Origin of the sequence: Frankia sp. AvcI1 (genome assembly GCF_001420875.1) — a bacterium.
In the GTDB taxonomy this organism is placed as follows: Bacteria; Actinomycetota; Actinomycetes; order Frankiales; family Frankiaceae; genus Frankia; species Frankia alni.
In genome coordinates, this window is record NZ_LJFZ01000024.1 from 22,514 (window position 1) to 36,914 (window position 14,401).

Consider the following 14,401-nt stretch of genomic DNA (forward strand, 5'->3'; position numbering starts at 1 on the left):
CGCGGCGCGGACGTCCGACCGCGGGCCGCCGACCCGGGTCAGTCGCGGTCGGCCGGAGGGTCCTCGGCAAGCAGGTCCGTGAGGGGCCCGAACAGCGCAGGCGGGGCGGCGACGGTGAGGTCCTCGGTCGCCGGCCGGCCGTGCAGCCCGCCGACCCGCAGGCCCGCCTCGGCCGCGACGAGCCCACCGGCGGCATGGTCCCAGGGCTTCAGGCCACGCTCGTAGTAGGCGTCGACGAGGCCGTCGGCGGCGGCGCACAGATCCAGCGACGCCGCGCCCATCCGGCGGATGTCGCGGACCCGGGGCACCACCCTGGTGAGCACCGCGGCCTGGGCGGCGCGGCGGGACTCCAGGTAGCCGAAACCGGTCGCGACGAGGGCGCCGGCCAGGGTCGTCACCGTCGACCCGGTCAGTGCTGTGCCGTCGCGGAAGGCGCCGCCGCCGCGGACGGCCGTGTAGGTGGTGCCCAGCGCCGGGGCGTGCACCACTCCGGCGACGACCTCGCCGTCGACCTCCGCGGCGATCGACACCGCCCAGTTCGGCAGCCGGTAGAGGAAGTTCACCGTGCCGTCGAGGGGATCGACGATCCAGCGCACGCCGGTCGACCCGGCGGAGTCGGACCCCTCCTCGCCGAGCAGGCCGTCGCCCGGACGCAGCTCGCCGAGCCGGCGGGCGACCAGTGCCTCGGAGGCGCGGTCCAGGGCCGTGACCACGTCGGTGGGGGAGGACTTCGTCGTCTCCGCGGCGACCGCGCCCTCGCGGCCCCGGGCGAGCAGCCCGCCGGCCTCGCGGGCGATCGTCAGCGCGACGTCCAGCAGGGTGTCCGGGTCTGGCAGGTCGCTCATGGGTCGGCGCTCCGGGGCTCGGCTCTGGTTCTNCTTCGGCGGTTCTGCTTCGGCTTCCGTTTCGGGCTCATCCTGCCAAGGTGGCGTCGCACGCGAGCATCCCGGCGGGTGAAAGGGGTCACGCCAGGCGGACGCGCGGCGTCTCGGGGGGCCGGGCACGGCGGTCACGATCGGCGCGCCCGTAGGATCGTCGCTGTGGTTGGCACAGACGGCACTGATCGCTCCGCCCGCGCGGTTCCCGCCCCCTCCGCTCGCGCGGTTCCCGCGAAGCCCACGCTCGACGGCATCGAGGGGCGCTGGTCGGCGGTATGGCAGGACGAGGGCACCTACACCTTCGACCGCACGGTCGACCGGGGGCGGGTGTACTCCATCGACACCCCGCCACCGACCGTAAGCGGCTCGCTGCATGTCGGCCACGTGTTCTCCTACACGCACACCGACCTCATCGCCCGTTACCAGCGGATGCGCGGCCGTGAGGTGTTCTACCCGCTGGGCTTCGACGACAACGGGCTGCCCACCGAGCGGCGGGTGCAGAACTACTTCGGGGTGCGCTGCGACCCGTCGCTGCCCTACGACCCGGACTTCGCCCCGCCGGCGAAGCCGGGCAAGGAGCAGGTGCCGATCTCGCGGCGCAACTTCGTCGACCTGTGCGAGCGGTTGACGCTGGAGGACGAGAAGGGCTTCGAGGAGCTCTGGCGCCGCCTGGGTCTGTCCGTCGACTGGTCGCACACCTACGCCACCATCGACACCCGCTCGCGCGTCGTCGCCCAGCGGGCGTTCCTGCGCAATCTTGCCCGCGGCGAGGCCTACCTGGCCGAGGCGCCGACGCTGTGGGACGTCACCTTCCGCACCGCGGTCGCCCAGGCGGAGNTGGAGGACCGGGAGCGTCCCGGTGCCTTCCACACCCTCGCCTTCCCCCGCGCCGGGGCGGAGCCGGTGGTGATCGAGACGACCCGACCGGAGCTGCTGCCCGCCTGCGTGGCCCTGGTCGCCCACCCGGACGACCCGCGCTACCAGCCGCTGTTCGGGTCCACGGTGCGTAGCCCGCTGTTCGACGTCGACGTCCCNGTCGTCGCCCACCGGCTCGCCGATCCCGACAAGGGTTCCGGCATCGCGATGATCTGCACCTTCGGTGACCTGACCGACGTCATCTGGTGGCGGGAACTGCGCCTGCCGGCCCGCGCCGTGATCGGCCGCGACGGCCGGCTCGTGCCGGAGCCGCCGGCCGCGATCACCTCGCCCGCGGGCCGCGCGCACTACGCCGAGCTCGCCGGCAAGACCGTGCACAGCGCCCGCACGCGCATCGTGGAGCTGCTCGCCGAGTCCGGTGCGCTGCTCGGCGAGCCGCGGCCCATCGCCCACCCGGTCAAGTTCTACGAGAAGGGCGACCGGCCGCTGGAGATCGTCACGACCCGCCAGTGGTACATCCGCAACGGTGGGCGGGACGAGCCGCTGCGCGCCGCGCTGCGGGCCCGCGGCCAGGAGCTGCNCTGGCATCCGGAGTACATGAAGGTCCGCTACGAGAACTGGGTCGACGGCCTCAACGGCGACTGGCTGATCAGCCGGCAGCGGTTCTTCGGCGTGCCGTTCCCGGTGTGGTATCCCCTCGACGACGCCGGCGCGCCGCGCTATGACGCGCCGATCGTGCCGCCCGAGGCGGCCCTGCCCGTCGACCCGTCCAGCGACGTGCCGCCGGGCTACACCGACGCCCAGCGGGGGCTGCCCGGCGGGTTCGCCGCCGACCCGGACGTGATGGACACCTGGGCGACGTCCTCGCTCACCCCGCTGATCGTCAGCGGTTGGGAGAGCGACCCGGACCTGTTCGCCCGCGTGTTCCCGATGGATCTGCGGCCCCAGGCCCACGAGATCATCCGGACCTGGCTGTTCTCCACCGTGGTCCGCGCCCACGCCGAGTTCGGCGTNCTGCCCTGGTCGAACGCGGCGATCTCCGGCTGGATCCTCGACCCGGACCGCAAGAAGATGTCGAAGTCCAAGGGCAACGTCGTCACCCCGATGGGCCTGCTGGAGGAGCACGGTTCGGACGCGGTCCGCTACTGGGCGGCGTCCGGGCGGCCGGGCACCGACACCGCCTTCGACGTCGGCCAGATGAAGAACGGCCGCCGACTCGCCATCAAGATCCTCAACGCCAGCCGCTTCGCGCTGGGCCTCGCCGCCGAGGAGACACCCCCGGGCGCCCCGGCGACGGGCGAGGNGGGGACCTCCGATGCCGCCGCCGGCGCTGCCTCGACGGTCGGCACGGCGGCGCCGGTGGACGGCGCCGTGCCGGTGGACGGTGCCGTGCCGGTGGGTGGTGCCGTGCCGGTCGGCGAGCCGCTCGACCGGGCGCTGCTCGCCGCGCTGGCCGACGTCGTGGACGCCGCGACCGCCGCACTCGACACCTACGACTACGCGCGGGCCCTGGAGGTCACCGAGTCGTTCTTCTGGCGGTTCTGCGACGACTACGTCGAGCTGGTCAAGGGCCGGGCCTACGGCTCGTTCGGGGCCGCCGGCGCCGCCTCCGCGCACACCACCCTCGCGGTCGCGCTGTCCGTGCTGCTGCGGCTGTTCGCCCCGGTCCTGCCGTTCGTCACCGAGGAGGTCTGGTCCTGGTGGCGGCCGGGCTCGGTGCACCGGGCGAGCTGGCCGGACCCGGCGGAGATCCGCAAGCTCGCCGACGGCGGGCGCCCCGAGCTGCTCGACGCCGTCGGCGCGGCGCTCACCGGCGTGCGCCGTGCCAAGTCCGCGGCGAAGGCGTCGATGAAGGCCGAGGTCGCGAGCGCCCGGATCAGCGGGGATGCCGACCTCGTCGCCCTCGTCGAAGCGGCGGCCGCCGACCTGCGCAGCGCCGGCAGCATCCGCGAGCTCGCGTTCAGCCCCGCCGCAGGCGAGATCGCCGTCGCCGTCGACCTCGCCTGAACCCCGGCCCCCGCCTCGACCCGCCGCCTTCCCGGTCAGATGCCGCTCAGGCGGCGGGCTGAGGGCCGCAGGTAGACGAACCAGGTGAGGGCGAAGCACAGCGCGTAGTAGGCGATGAAGGAGATGTACGCCGCGTCGCCGGACCGGTAGCTCAGGAACGACTGCCGGAAGGCCAGGTTCACCAGCACGCCGCCGAACGCGCCGATCGCGCCGGCCAGGCCGATCAGCGCGCCGGAGCGGCGCCGGGCGGCGCGATCGGCGGCCAGCGGGTCGGCGCCGGCATCGACGGCGAGGCGCGACTTCGCCCGGAAGATCGCCGGGATCATCTTGTACGTCGACCCGTTGCCGACGCCGCTGAAGACGAACAGGGCGATGAACCCGACGAGGAAGCCGNCCAACGAGTCCGTCAGCGAGGCGACGAGCACGGCCGCGGCCGCGGCGGCCATCGCCACGAAGTTCGCGAACGTGATGCGGGCGCCGCCGAACCGGTCGGCCAGCAGGCCGCCGAGCGGGCGGATCAGCGAGCCGAGCAGCGGCCCGAGGAACGTCAGGTAGGCGGCCTTGATCGGGGTGTCGAACCGGTCGGCGAACTGCACCTGCAGCACCTGGCCGAAGGCGAAGCCGAAGCCGATGAACGAGCCGAACGTGCCGATGTAGAGCAGCGACATCACCCACGTGTGGCCGTCGCGGGCGACCTCGCGCATCGCGCCGCGGTCGTTGCGCGCCGTGGAGAGGTTGTCCATGAACAGCGCCNCACCGAGCGCGACCAGCACGATCAGCGGGATGTAGATCGCCAGGACGACCCGCGGGTGGCCCTTGCCCGCCGTGGCGAGCACGAGCAGGGCGACGAGCTGGATCGCGGCCACGCCCAGGTTCCCGCCGCCGGCGTTGAGCCCGAGCGCCCGGCCCTTGAGCCGGTCCGGGTAGTAGGCGTTGATGTTCGTCATCGACGAGGCGAAGTTGCCGCCGCCGACGCCCGCGACCGCGGCGACGAGCAGCAGCGTGGTGTACGAGACACCGGGTTTGAGGACGATCGCGGCGAGGATCGTGGGGACGAGCAGCAGCAGCGCGCTGACGATCGTCCAGTTCCGTCCGCCGAAGCGGGCGACGGCGAAGGTGTACGGGATGCGCAGCACGCTGCCGACCAGCGTCGGCAGCGACGTCAGCAGGAACTTCCCGGCGGGATCGATGTGGTACTTCGGCCCGAGGAACAGGACCGTCACCGACCACAGCGACCAGATCGAGAAGCCGACGTGCTCGGCCAGGATCGAGAAGATCAGATTGCGGCGGGCGATGCGGGACCCGCCGTGGTGCCAGAACGACGGGTCGTCGGGCCGCCAGTCGTCGATCCAGCGGCCCCGGCGGGACGCGGCCGGGGCGAGGTCGGTGGTCGGGACGCCTTCCAGCGTGGCGCTCATGTGATGATCCTCCGGGGTGCGGGCGATGCCACGACCGTAGGAACGCACCGTTACGCGGCGACGCGCGAGCTGTGACACTCTCTGAGACATCCGCTCACCCGGCCGGGAGCCGCGCGGTGAGACGTGCGGCCGAGGGCCACCGGCGGTCCGTGAGATCGCCGCCTGTCCCGCCTGTCTCGCCCGGCCGCCGGAGCTTGTCACACCGGCGCCGGGTATCTCGTCCAGGTGGGGGAGGGGGAGCGTGCCGCGCCCGGCCGCCGGGGCCGGTGACGCCCGGTTCATGGCGTCCCTCAGACCTGCGGAGGAGCCGATGACAACCGTCCCGAGCCGAGCTACGCAGGGTCCCGGCGCCGTCCCCGCCGACCTGCCCGCTGCCGCCGAGGTGTCCGCGCCCGAAGGGATGTCGGCCGCGGCCGGTTCCTCGGCGCTGGCCGCGGCGTTCGAGGCCGAGCGTCCGCACCTGCGAGGGGTGGCCTACCGCCTGCTGGGCTCCTTCGCCGACGCCGAGGACGCGGTGCAGGAGGCCTGGCTGCGCCTCGGCCGGGTCGACGCCGGGCGGATCTCCGACCTGCGCGCCTGGCTGACCGTGGTGGTCAGCCGGCTGTGCCTGGACCAGCTCCGCTCGGCCCGCGGTCGCCGGGAGGGGTACGTCGGGCCCTGGCTGCCCGAGCCGTTCGTCGACGGGTTCGCGGGCGGCGACGGCACCGGGGGCGGCGCAGACGCCGGCTTGCCCGTGGTGGACGCGGCGTTCGTCGCCGGTGCGGCGGTACCGGTCGGCGCCGACCCCGCGACCGGGGGTCGGGTGGCGGACCCGGCCGACCGGGTGACGCTCGCCGAGTCGGTGAGCATGGCGATGATGGTCGTGCTCGAGACGCTCAGCCCGGCCGAGCGCACCGCCTTCATCCTGCACGACGTGTTCGGCTACGACTTCGCCGAGATCGCCGCGGCCACCGGGCGCACCCCGGCCGCGGCCCGCCAGCTCGCCAGCCGGGCGCGGCGCCACGTCCGGGACCGGTCGGTCCGCTTCGACCCGGATCCGGCGTCGCGGCGTCGCGTCGCCGAGGCCTTCTTCGCCGCGGCGGCCGGCGGCGACCTCGACGGGCTGCTGGCCCTGCTCGATCCGAACGCCGTCCTGCGCAGCGACGGCGGGGGGAACGCGCAGGCCGCCCGCCGGCCGGTGGCGGGCGCCGACCGGGTCGCCCGGTTCGTGCTCGGCATCCTCGCCAAGGCGGCCCGGCGCGCCGACGGGCGGGTGCGGATCCAGCCGGTCGAGGTCAACGGCGAACCCGGCTTCGCCAGCTTCGAGGGCGACGTCCTGCGCTACCTCGCCGGCCTGCACGTGGCGGGCGGCCGGATCGTCGAGATCAACATCGTCGCGAACCCGGAGAAGATGCGCCACCTGCCCGCCGCGGCCCCGGCCGGCGGTGCGGTTCCGGTGGGCGGTGCGGTTCCGGTGGGCGGTGCGGCGCGGTGTGCCCGGTCTGTGGGCCCGGACCGGGCAGGACGCACCGCAGTCGGCCCCACCCCGTCGGGCTAGTCGATCCGGCGTAGCTGGTCGCGGTAGCGCTTGCCGTTCGCGACGTAGACGGCGGCACCCGCGGCGAGACCGGCCTGGTCCGGGCCGCCGGGCAGCACCTTGGCCGGGATCCCGAGGGCCCGCCCGCCCGGCGGCACGACCGTGTCACCCACGACGACCGCCCCGGCCCCGACCAGCCCGCCGCGCCCGACCCGGACCCGGTGCAGGACCACCGAGCCGGATCCGATCAGCGAGCCGTCCTCGACGACGCAGCCCTCCAGGTGCACGAGGTGNCCGATCGTGCAGTCGTCGCCGACGACGGTCGCCAGCTCCTCGGTCGCGTGGATCACCGTGCCGTCCTGGACGGAGGTGCGCGCGCCGATCACGATCGACCCGTAGTCGCCGCGCAGCACCGCCCCCGGCCACACGGTCGACTCGGGGCCGATCGTCACCGTGCCGATGACGGTGGCGTCCGGGTGGACGTAGGCCGTCGGGTCGATGACGGGAACGGCGTCTCCCAGGGCGTACACGGCCATCCGGTCTCCCGCGGGTCGTCGGGCGCGTCTAGTGACCTCCATCGTGCCCGTCGGGGCCGCCGGGTGGGTGGGTTCAGTCCTCCGAGGCGGAGACCTCGGGACGGACCATGCCGGGCGGCGGGGAGCCCGTCGCCCTGACCCAGCCGCGGGCCACCGTCCGCTCCGCCGCGAGCCGGCCGAGCCCGATCGCCAGGCCGGAGATCGCCGCCCAGGCGATCGCCTCCGCCCAGGCGGTGTCCGGGTCCGCCGGGTTGACCGGCGGGTCTGACTTGCGCACCTTGCGGTACACGGCCGTGACCCCGCGGCTGGCGGCCGTGCCCGCGAGCGCTGTCGCCGCTCCGCCGACGACCTTCCATCCCAGCTTCGATGCCGCTTTCGCCACCCCACACCTCTCGTTCTGCGCCGCGGGCCGCACTGGCCCGCCGTGTTGTCCTTACCCCGGTGGCCCCGGTTACCCCCCGCCGACCTGGGTGGGCCGCCGGTGGTCCCTATCCGATCACGACCGGGCGGTCCCGCCGGCACGCGGGGCGCACCGCGGGTGGCGAGCCAGGGATGGCCTAAGGTTCAACTCGCGGATCGCGGACATCCGGCGCGGCGGATGCCGTCGGCGGTCGACGGTGATCGACCATCGTCGGTCGTCGGTCGTCGGTCGTCGGTCGGCGGCGCTCGTCGGTGGCGGTCGGCGGCACTCGGCGGCGGAGATTGACCTCCCCGTTCGGCTCAATCTCCCCGTTCGGCCCGTCCAGGCAGGAGACCAGACCATGACCGCCCCCGATCAGACGATCCCCGCGGCCCCGCAGGCACCGGCCGGGCCCGCCGTGCCCGAAACGGTGGCCGAGACCGTGGCGGTGGCCACCGAGACCGTGGCGGCGGGGCGGGTGGAGGTCCTCGTGCGCCGGCTGGACCGTGCGGTGGCGCCGCCGGCGTACGCCCAGCCGTCCGACGCGGGCGCGGACCTGGTGACCACGCAGGATGTGACCCTCGCGCCGGGCGAGCGGGCCGTCGTCGGCACGGGCCTGGCGATCGCGCTGCCGGCGGGCTACGCGGCCTTCGTGCATCCGCGCAGCGGCCTGGCCGCGCGGCACGGCGTGACGGTGGTCAACGCGCCCGGCACGGTCGACGCCGGTTACCGTGGTGAAATCAAAGTAGTTCTCATCAATACCGATCGATCCGATCCGATCACGTTGCGTAGGGGCGACCGGATCGCCCAGCTCGTGGTGCAGCGTGTGGAGCATGCCGTCTTCCGCGACGTGGACGAGCTGCCCGCCTCGGTGCGCGGCAGCGGTGGGTTCGGATCGACGGGTGGCTTCGGCTCGACGGAGGGTCCCGGTGCCGGGGTCGGCGCGGGGACGCCCGGGGGGGCGGGAAGGGAGTCCGGTGGTGTTCGGCCGCGGGCGTAGGNAATCCGATCAGCGCGAGGCGTCCCGGGTCGAGGCTTCCGAGCGGCGTGCGCCGGTCGCCGAGGCCGCATCGGTGATGGCGGACGGTCCCTACGACGTCACCGAGGCGCCGCAGGACGATCTCCACCGGCTCGACCTCGGCTCGTTGCGGATCCCGGCGCTGCCGGGCGTGCAGGTGCAGTTCCAGGTGGAGGAGGCGACCGGCCAGCCGTTGANGGTGCTCATCACCGACGGGCGCAGCGCGATGGAGCTGTCGGTCTTCGCCGCGCCCAAGAGCAGCGGCCTGTGGGACGAGGTGCGCGCCGAGATCCTGACGACGATCGAGGCGGCCGGCGGTCGCGAGGCGAACGGCCCGTTCGGGCCCGAGCTGCGGATGCTGCTGCCCACCGGCCGCCCGGGCGAGACCGTTCCCGGCCGGATGATGGGCGTCGACGGCCCGCGCTGGTTCCTGCGTGCCGTGGTGACGGGCGTGGCCGGGGGCGAGCCGGGGGCCNCGCCGCTGCTCGACGAGACGCTGCGCCAGCTCGTGGTGTCCCGCGGCGACGGCGCGATGCCGGTGCGGGATCCCCTGCCGCTGACCCTGCCCCGGGAGGTCGCCGACCATCCCGACGGCCCCGGCGGCTCGGCGACCGCGGCGACGAGCGGACGGCCCGGCATGCCGGTGCCCGGCGTCCGCACCGCCGAGCTCCGCTGACCCGGGGCGCCACGCGCCGCCCTGCACCGCACACAATACGTATCCGCACGTGGATCGCTCGATCGTGCGGCTTGCCGCGGGCACACTGAGCCTCGGTCATTCGTTGCATCAGACGTGTTCGGGCAGGGTTGCTCGCGCGGGAACGGAGGAGCCGTGGGCGAGCCACACGGTTGGTGGGGGCGCAAGCTCCACAGGCTGACGGCGGGGACGAACGAGCTCGACGCCGAGGATCTCCAGGCCGCGTCCGCGGCGGCGGGTGCCGTCCCGATGAGCGGCTGTCGTGACCGGGACGAGACATGCGTCGCGGGTACCATCCAGGCGGTGACGGTGCGCGCGCGTGCCGGCGCGCCGACCCTCGAGGTCGACATCTACGACGGCAGCGGCACCGTGACGCTGGTGTTCCTGGGCCGCCGGGACATCCCGGGCCTGCGGGCCGGCGCCTCGGTGAAGGCTTCCGGTCGCATCACCGTGCAGGAGGGTCGCCCGAGCATCTTCAATCCGCGATACGAACTTCTCCCGGTCCCCTCCGCGAGCGCCTAGGTTCGGGCGGGGAACCGGCCCCTACCGACAGGATCCCCATCGACGATGCCACGACTGCCCNCCCCCGACGCACCGCCGATGACGATGTCCGAGGCCATCGGCGGGCCCCGGGGGATCATCGACAGCTCCATCCCGACCGTGGCGTTCGTGACGGTGAACGCCGAGGCCGGGCTGACCGCCGGCATCGCCGTCGCCGTCGCCGCCGCGCTTGCCCTGCTCGTCCTGCGCATCGTGCGGCACGAACCGACGCAGCAGACGTTCTCCGGCCTGTTCGCCGTCGCGGTCGCGGCGTTCGTCGCCTCACGCACCGGCGACGCGAAGGGGTTCTTCCTCCCCGGTATCGCGAAGAACGCCGTCGGCGTCGTCGTGGCGCTGCTGTCCGTGGTGCTGCGCCGGCCGATCGCCGGCTATCTGATGGCCGGCCTGGACGCCCGCTACGTGGGCTGGCAGAACGATTCCCGCCAGCGGCGGGCGGCGGTGTGGGCGACGCTGGTCTGGGGCGCCGTGTTCGCCCTGCGCTTCGGCGTGCAGGGCGTGCTCTACCTCGCCGACGAGTCCGGCTGGCTGGCGGCGGCGAACATCGCGCTCGGCCTGCCGCTGTTCGGCCTCGCCGTCCTCGCCAGCTTCGCCATCGTGCGCCGGCTAGCCCCCCTTCCGCCGCAGCCGCCCGCCGCAGCCGTGGTCGACGGCGAGGTGGTCGGGAGTGAGTGGGTCGGGAGTGAGGCGGTCGAGGGCGAGGTGGTGCGGGCGGACGGGCCGTCCCCCGAGGCGCCGGGGTCGGCCGGTCGGGTCAGCCCCTGAGGGTCTGCTCGGGCACGGGGCCGAGCAGGGCGGCGAGCTGCTCCTCGGCCTCCGAGCTGGTCGCGACCGCGAGCACCTCGTCGCCGTGTTCCAGNGTCGCGTCCGGGGACGGGATGACCGCCCGCCCGTCGCGCAGGATCACCACGAGGGCGGTGTCCGGCGGCAGGGTGATCTCGCTGATGCGCAGGCCGACCACGGGCGCGTCCTCGGCGAGGGTGAGTTCGACGAGGGAGGCGTCGCTCTGCCGGAAGCGCATGAGCCGCACCAGGTCGCCGACGCTGACGGCCTCCTCGACCAGCGCGGTGAGCAGTCGCGGCGCGGAGACGGCGACGTCGACCCCCCACGACTCGGTGAACAGCCACTCGTTCTTGGGGTGATTGACCCGGGCGACCACCCGCGGCACGCCGAACTCGGTCTTCGCCAGCAGCGACACGACGAGGTTGACCTTGTCGTCCCCGGTCGCCGCCACCAGGACGGTGCATTCGTTCAGCCCCGCGGCGTCGAGCTGGGACAGCTCGCAGGCGTCGGCGAGCAGCCACCGGGCGTCGGGCAGCGCGTCGGCGCGGATCTTCTGCGGGTCCCGCTCGATGATGAGCACCTCGGAGCCGTTCTCCAGCAGTTCGGCGGCGATGGAACGGCCCACCTTGCCCGCCCCCGCGATCACCACCCGGCGCACGCTCGACGTCACTTTTCCTCCGGACCGGTGCGCAGCACCGTGTCGGCCGCGGTGGCCCGGGCCTTCGTCACGGCCACGTGCAGCACGTCGCCGTCCTGAACGAGGGTGCGGGCGTCGGGCAGCACGCCCTCGCCGAACCGGGTGACGCAGACGACCCGGACCCCCGCCGCCTCCTCCAGCTCGCGCAGCTTGCGGCCCGCCCAGGCGGCCCCGGGCGGGATCGCGGTCAGCAGCACCGAACCGGACGGATCGGACCACTGCGCGGTCACGGCGTCCGGGAGCAGCCGGCCGAGGATCTGGTCGCGGGTCCAGCGCACGGTCGCGACGGTGGGGATGCCGAGTCGCTCGTAGACCTCGGCGCGGCGGGGGNCGTAGATGCGCGCCACGACCCGCTCGACCCCGAACATCTCCCGGGCGACCCGCGCCGCGATGATGTTCGAGTTGTCCCCGCTGGACACGGCGGCGAACGCGGCGGCCCGCTCGATGCCCGCCTCGACGAGGGTGTCGCGGTCGAAGCCCATCCCGGTGACGCGCTGGCCGGCGAAGGTCGCGTCCAGCCGGCCGAACGCGGCCGCGTTCTGGTCGATGATCGCTACCGAGTGGCCGAGCCGCTCGACACCGCGGGCGAGGGCGGAGCCGACCCGGCCACAACCGAGGATCACGACATGCACGAGGGGAGCGTAGTCGGATCCCGCCCGCGCGGCGCGGATCGTCACCGGAGTGCTCTGTATACGGAGATCCGCCACCCTCGGGCGCGTGACCCCAACCGACACGGGTTTGTGTGTGCCACGTCACAGTTGCGTGTAGCGGTAGCCGACATCGGTAGCATCGCCGCGTGGCGCTCACGGACCGCCTGAAGCGCGGTTTCGTCGGTCGACCGATCGGGAGCGACCGGCTCGGGGAGACATTGCTCTCCAAGCGCGTCGCGTTGCCCGTTTTCGCCAGTGACGCCCTGTCGTCGGTCTCCTACGCAACGGAGGAGATCCTGCTCGTCCTGTCACTGGGCGGGTTGGCTTTCTATCACCTCTCGCCGTGGCTGGCCGGCGCCGTCATCGTGCTCATGCTGACGGTGGTCGCCTCCTACCGGCAGAACGTGCACGCCTACCCGAGCGGCGGCGGCGACTACGAGGTCGTCTCGACCAACCTCGGCCCCCGCGCCGGCCTGCTCGTCGGCAGCGCCCTTCTCGTCGACTACGTGCTGACGGTCGCGGTGTCGGTGTCGGCGGGTGTCGCGAACCTGACATCGGCGGTCACCGCGCTGGCTCCGCACAAGGTCATCATCGCCGTCGTGATCGTCATCGTGCTGACGATGATGAACCTGCGTGGCGTGCGCGAGTCCGGGACCGCCTTCGCCATCCCGACCTACGGCTTCGTGGCCGGCGTCGCCGTGATGATCGTGACCGGCCTGATCAAGACGGCGGTCGGTCACACCCCGCGGGCCGAGAGCGCGGGCTACCACGTGGTCGCCGAGCACGACTATGCCGGGCTGGCCCTGGCCTTCCTGGTCCTGCGGGCGTTCGCCTCGGGCTNCACCGCGCTCACCGGCGTGGAGGCGATCAGCAACGGCGTGCCGGCGTTCCAGAAGCCCAAGAGCCGCAACGCCGCGACCACCCTGCTGCTCATGGGCGTCATCGCGGTCGCCATGTTCGCCGGCGTCACCGCCCTGGCTCTCATCTCGGACGTGCACGTGGCCGAGCACACGAAGGACCTGGTCGGCGCCAGCGGCGAGNAGCCGACGGTCATCGCCCAGGTCGCCGCGGCCGTCTTCGGTGACGGTTCGCCGGGCTTCGTCTACATCGCCACCGTCACCACGCTCATCCTCATGCTCGCCGCGAACACCGCCTTCAACGGCTTCCCGGTGCTGGGCTCGATCCTCGCGCGTGACGGTTACCTGCCTCGCCAGCTGCACACCCGCGGCGACCGGCTGGCGTATTCCAACGGGATCGTTCTGCTGGCCGGCTTCGCGATCGTGCTGATCATCTTCTACCACGCGCAGGTCACCGCCCTGATCCAGCTGTACATCCTCGGGGTGTTCATCTCGTTCACCCTGAGCCAGACCGGGATGGTGCGGCACTGGGCGCGCATCCTGCGCTCGACCGGCCCGGCCGCGCCCGACCCCGCCGCCCGCCGGCGGATCCGCCGCTCGCAGACGATCAACTTCGTCGGCGCCTGCCTCACCGGCACCGTGCTGGTCCTCGTGCTCATCACGAAGTTCACCCACGGCGCCTGGATCGTCTGCCTGGCCATCCCGATCATCTTTCTCGGCATGCGGGGGATCCGGAGCCACTACGACCGGGTCGCCGTCGAGCTCACCCCGGAGCCGGGCCCCCCGACCCTGCCCTCGCGGATCCGGGCCGTGGTTCTCGTCAGCAAGATCCACGCGCCGACGCTGCGGGCGCTGGCCTACGCCAAGGCGTCCCGGCCGCACAGCCTCGTCGCGCTCACCGTCGCCGTGGACCAGGCCGACGCCGACCGCCTGCGCGCCGCGTGGGCGGAGCGGGGCATCAGCATCGATCTGGTGGTGCTCGCCTCCCCCTACCGGGAGGTCACCCGCCCGGTGCTGGACTACGTCGCCCGAATGCGGCGGGAGNGCCCCCGCGACGTCGTGGCCGTCTACGTCCCGGAGTACGTCGTCGGGCACTGGTGGGAGCACCTGCTGCACAACCAGAGCGCGCTGCGGCTCAAGGCCCGGCTGCTGTTCCAGCCCGGGGTGATGGTCACCAGCGTGCCCTGGCAGCTCGCCTCGTCCAGCGGCGCGGAGCGGCGGGTGGAGCGGACCGGTGCGGGCGCGGTGCGCCGTGGCCGAGCCGCCCTGCCGGGCCCCGCCACCCTGGAGGCGACCCGCGGGTCCACCGGCGCGGCCGGCCCCGCCGCTGCCGGGTCGACGCCGGTGGAGCGGGAGTGACCCCCGCTCGCCGCCGGCCGGCCGGCGGGCCTGCCACCCGTCCTCACTCTGCTGCGGCGGGGAAAACTGCCGGTTCGGCGGGGAATGCAACCGGTTCGGCGGGCAAAACGGCCGGTTCGGCGGGCAAAACGGCCGGTCCGGCGGGGAAAGCGGC

Annotated in this window: 10 protein-coding genes and 18 pseudogenes; 17 read left to right on the top strand and 11 right to left on the bottom strand. The window is 73.7% G+C overall.

Annotation, left to right across the window (positions count from 1 at the left end):
* Nucleotides 1–38: 38 nt before the first annotated feature.
* Complete coding sequence (locus UK94_RS22030) at nt 39–845, bottom strand: inositol monophosphatase family protein (protein ID WP_011603240.1); 807 nt, start codon at nt 843–845, stop codon at nt 39–41.
* Nucleotides 846–1,040: 195 nt separating this feature from the next.
* Here UK94_RS22030 and UK94_RS61465 point away from each other — a divergent pair.
* From UK94_RS61465 to UK94_RS61490, 6 genes and pseudogenes are all read left to right on the top strand, one after another.
* On the top strand, nt 1,041–1,715 hold a 675-nt coding region (locus UK94_RS61465; protein WP_235489179.1), incomplete at its 3' end, for a class I tRNA ligase family protein.
* Nucleotide 1,716: 1 nt separating this feature from the next.
* A pseudogene (locus UK94_RS61470) lies at nt 1,717–1,912 on the top strand (hypothetical protein); the annotation flags it as partial.
* Between the two features lies 1 nt (nt 1,913).
* Nucleotides 1,914–2,334 (top strand): annotated as a pseudogene (locus tag UK94_RS61475) (class I tRNA ligase family protein); the annotation flags it as partial.
* Nucleotide 2,335: 1 nt separating this feature from the next.
* Nucleotides 2,336–2,767: pseudogene (locus UK94_RS61480) on the top strand (class I tRNA ligase family protein); the annotation flags it as partial.
* A 1-nt stretch (nt 2,768) separates the two neighbouring features.
* Nucleotides 2,769–3,057 (top strand): annotated as a pseudogene (locus tag UK94_RS61485) (class I tRNA ligase family protein); the annotation flags it as partial.
* A 1-nt stretch (nt 3,058) separates the two neighbouring features.
* Nucleotides 3,059–3,761 (top strand): annotated as a pseudogene (locus UK94_RS61490) (class I tRNA ligase family protein); the annotation flags it as partial.
* 35 nt (nt 3,762–3,796) lie between these two features.
* Here the strand turns inward: UK94_RS61490 and UK94_RS61495 are convergent.
* From UK94_RS61495 to UK94_RS61505, 3 pseudogenes are all read right to left on the bottom strand, one after another.
* Nucleotides 3,797–4,154, bottom strand: a pseudogene (locus UK94_RS61495) (MFS transporter); the annotation flags it as partial.
* 1 nt (nt 4,155) lies between these two features.
* Nucleotides 4,156–4,514: pseudogene (locus UK94_RS61500) on the bottom strand (MFS transporter); the annotation flags it as partial.
* A 1-nt stretch (nt 4,515) separates the two neighbouring features.
* A pseudogene (locus UK94_RS61505) lies at nt 4,516–5,179 on the bottom strand (MFS transporter); the annotation flags it as partial.
* Between the two features lie 400 nt (nt 5,180–5,579).
* On the opposite strand from UK94_RS61505, the gene UK94_RS22045 reads away from it, so the two are divergent.
* The gene (locus UK94_RS22045) at nt 5,580–6,716 is read left to right on the top strand and encodes a sigma-70 family RNA polymerase sigma factor (RefSeq protein WP_050997342.1); all 1,137 of its coding nucleotides are present in this window, start codon (nt 5,580–5,582) and stop codon (nt 6,714–6,716) included.
* On the opposite strand, the pseudogene UK94_RS61510 reads toward UK94_RS22045, so the two are convergent.
* The 3 genes and pseudogenes from UK94_RS61510 to UK94_RS22055 form a co-directional block, all read right to left on the bottom strand.
* Nucleotides 6,713–6,988 (bottom strand): annotated as a pseudogene (locus UK94_RS61510) (gamma carbonic anhydrase family protein); the annotation flags it as partial. The gene UK94_RS22045 and the pseudogene UK94_RS61510 sit on opposite strands and share 4 nt — an antisense overlap.
* Nucleotide 6,989: 1 nt before the next feature.
* Nucleotides 6,990–7,231: pseudogene (locus tag UK94_RS61515) on the bottom strand (gamma carbonic anhydrase family protein); the annotation flags it as partial.
* A 73-nt stretch (nt 7,232–7,304) separates the two neighbouring features.
* The gene (locus UK94_RS22055; RefSeq protein ID WP_041939046.1) at nt 7,305–7,613 is read right to left on the bottom strand and encodes a DUF4235 domain-containing protein; all 309 of its coding nucleotides are present in this window, start codon (nt 7,611–7,613) and stop codon (nt 7,305–7,307) included.
* 379 nt (nt 7,614–7,992) lie between these two features.
* Between UK94_RS22055 and dut the strand changes: the two genes are divergently transcribed.
* The 6 genes and pseudogenes from dut (at nt 7,993) to UK94_RS22075 (ending at nt 10,666) form a co-directional block, all read left to right on the top strand.
* A complete protein-coding gene (dut, locus tag UK94_RS22060; protein ID WP_011603246.1) occupies nt 7,993–8,631 on the top strand; it encodes a dUTP diphosphatase in 639 nt (212 codons plus the stop codon).
* A 73-nt stretch (nt 8,632–8,704) separates the two neighbouring features.
* Nucleotides 8,705–8,846 (top strand): DUF3710 domain-containing protein (locus tag UK94_RS61520; RefSeq protein WP_235489241.1); only part of this gene is annotated, 142 nt, incomplete at its 3' end.
* 1 nt (nt 8,847) lies between these two features.
* Nucleotides 8,848–9,124 (top strand): annotated as a pseudogene (locus UK94_RS61525) (DUF3710 domain-containing protein); the annotation flags it as partial.
* Between the two features lies 1 nt (nt 9,125).
* Nucleotides 9,126–9,325: pseudogene (locus UK94_RS61530) on the top strand (DUF3710 domain-containing protein); the annotation flags it as partial.
* A 153-nt stretch (nt 9,326–9,478) separates the two neighbouring features.
* On the top strand, nt 9,479–9,865 hold the full coding sequence (locus UK94_RS22070) for an OB-fold nucleic acid binding domain-containing protein (protein WP_041939047.1): 387 nt from the start codon (nt 9,479–9,481) through the stop codon (nt 9,863–9,865).
* Between the two features lie 78 nt (nt 9,866–9,943).
* Entirely contained in the window at nt 9,944–10,666 is a 723-nt protein-coding gene (locus tag UK94_RS22075; RefSeq protein WP_235489244.1) for a DUF3159 domain-containing protein, read from the top strand.
* Here the strand turns inward: UK94_RS22075 and UK94_RS61535 are convergent.
* From UK94_RS61535 to UK94_RS61545, 4 genes and pseudogenes are all read right to left on the bottom strand, one after another.
* Nucleotides 10,656–10,760 (bottom strand): annotated as a pseudogene (locus tag UK94_RS61535) (TrkA family potassium uptake protein); the annotation flags it as partial. The gene UK94_RS22075 and the pseudogene UK94_RS61535 overlap by 11 nt on opposite strands.
* Nucleotide 10,761: 1 nt before the next feature.
* Nucleotides 10,762–11,354 (bottom strand): annotated as a pseudogene (locus UK94_RS22080) (TrkA family potassium uptake protein); the annotation flags it as partial.
* A partial coding sequence (locus tag UK94_RS61540) for a TrkA C-terminal domain-containing protein (RefSeq protein WP_235489181.1) occupies nt 11,351–11,711 on the bottom strand: 361 nt, incomplete at its 5' end. The gene UK94_RS61540 and the pseudogene UK94_RS22080, both read right to left, overlap by 4 nt.
* Before the next feature lies 1 nt (nt 11,712).
* A pseudogene (locus tag UK94_RS61545) lies at nt 11,713–12,013 on the bottom strand (NAD-binding protein); the annotation flags it as partial.
* 164 nt (nt 12,014–12,177) lie between these two features.
* Here UK94_RS61545 and UK94_RS61550 point away from each other — a divergent pair.
* From UK94_RS61550 to UK94_RS61565, 4 genes and pseudogenes are all read left to right on the top strand, one after another.
* Nucleotides 12,178–12,871: amino acid permease (locus UK94_RS61550; protein WP_235489183.1), on the top strand; the 694-nt coding region annotated here is incomplete at its 3' end.
* A gap of 1 nt (nt 12,872) precedes the next feature.
* A pseudogene (locus UK94_RS61555) lies at nt 12,873–13,071 on the top strand (hypothetical protein); the annotation flags it as partial.
* Between the two features lies 1 nt (nt 13,072).
* Nucleotides 13,073–13,932 (top strand): annotated as a pseudogene (locus tag UK94_RS61560) (amino acid permease); the annotation flags it as partial.
* A gap of 1 nt (nt 13,933) precedes the next feature.
* Nucleotides 13,934–14,247, top strand: a pseudogene (locus UK94_RS61565) (DNA-binding protein); the annotation flags it as partial.
* Nucleotides 14,248–14,401: the final 154 nt, after the last annotated feature.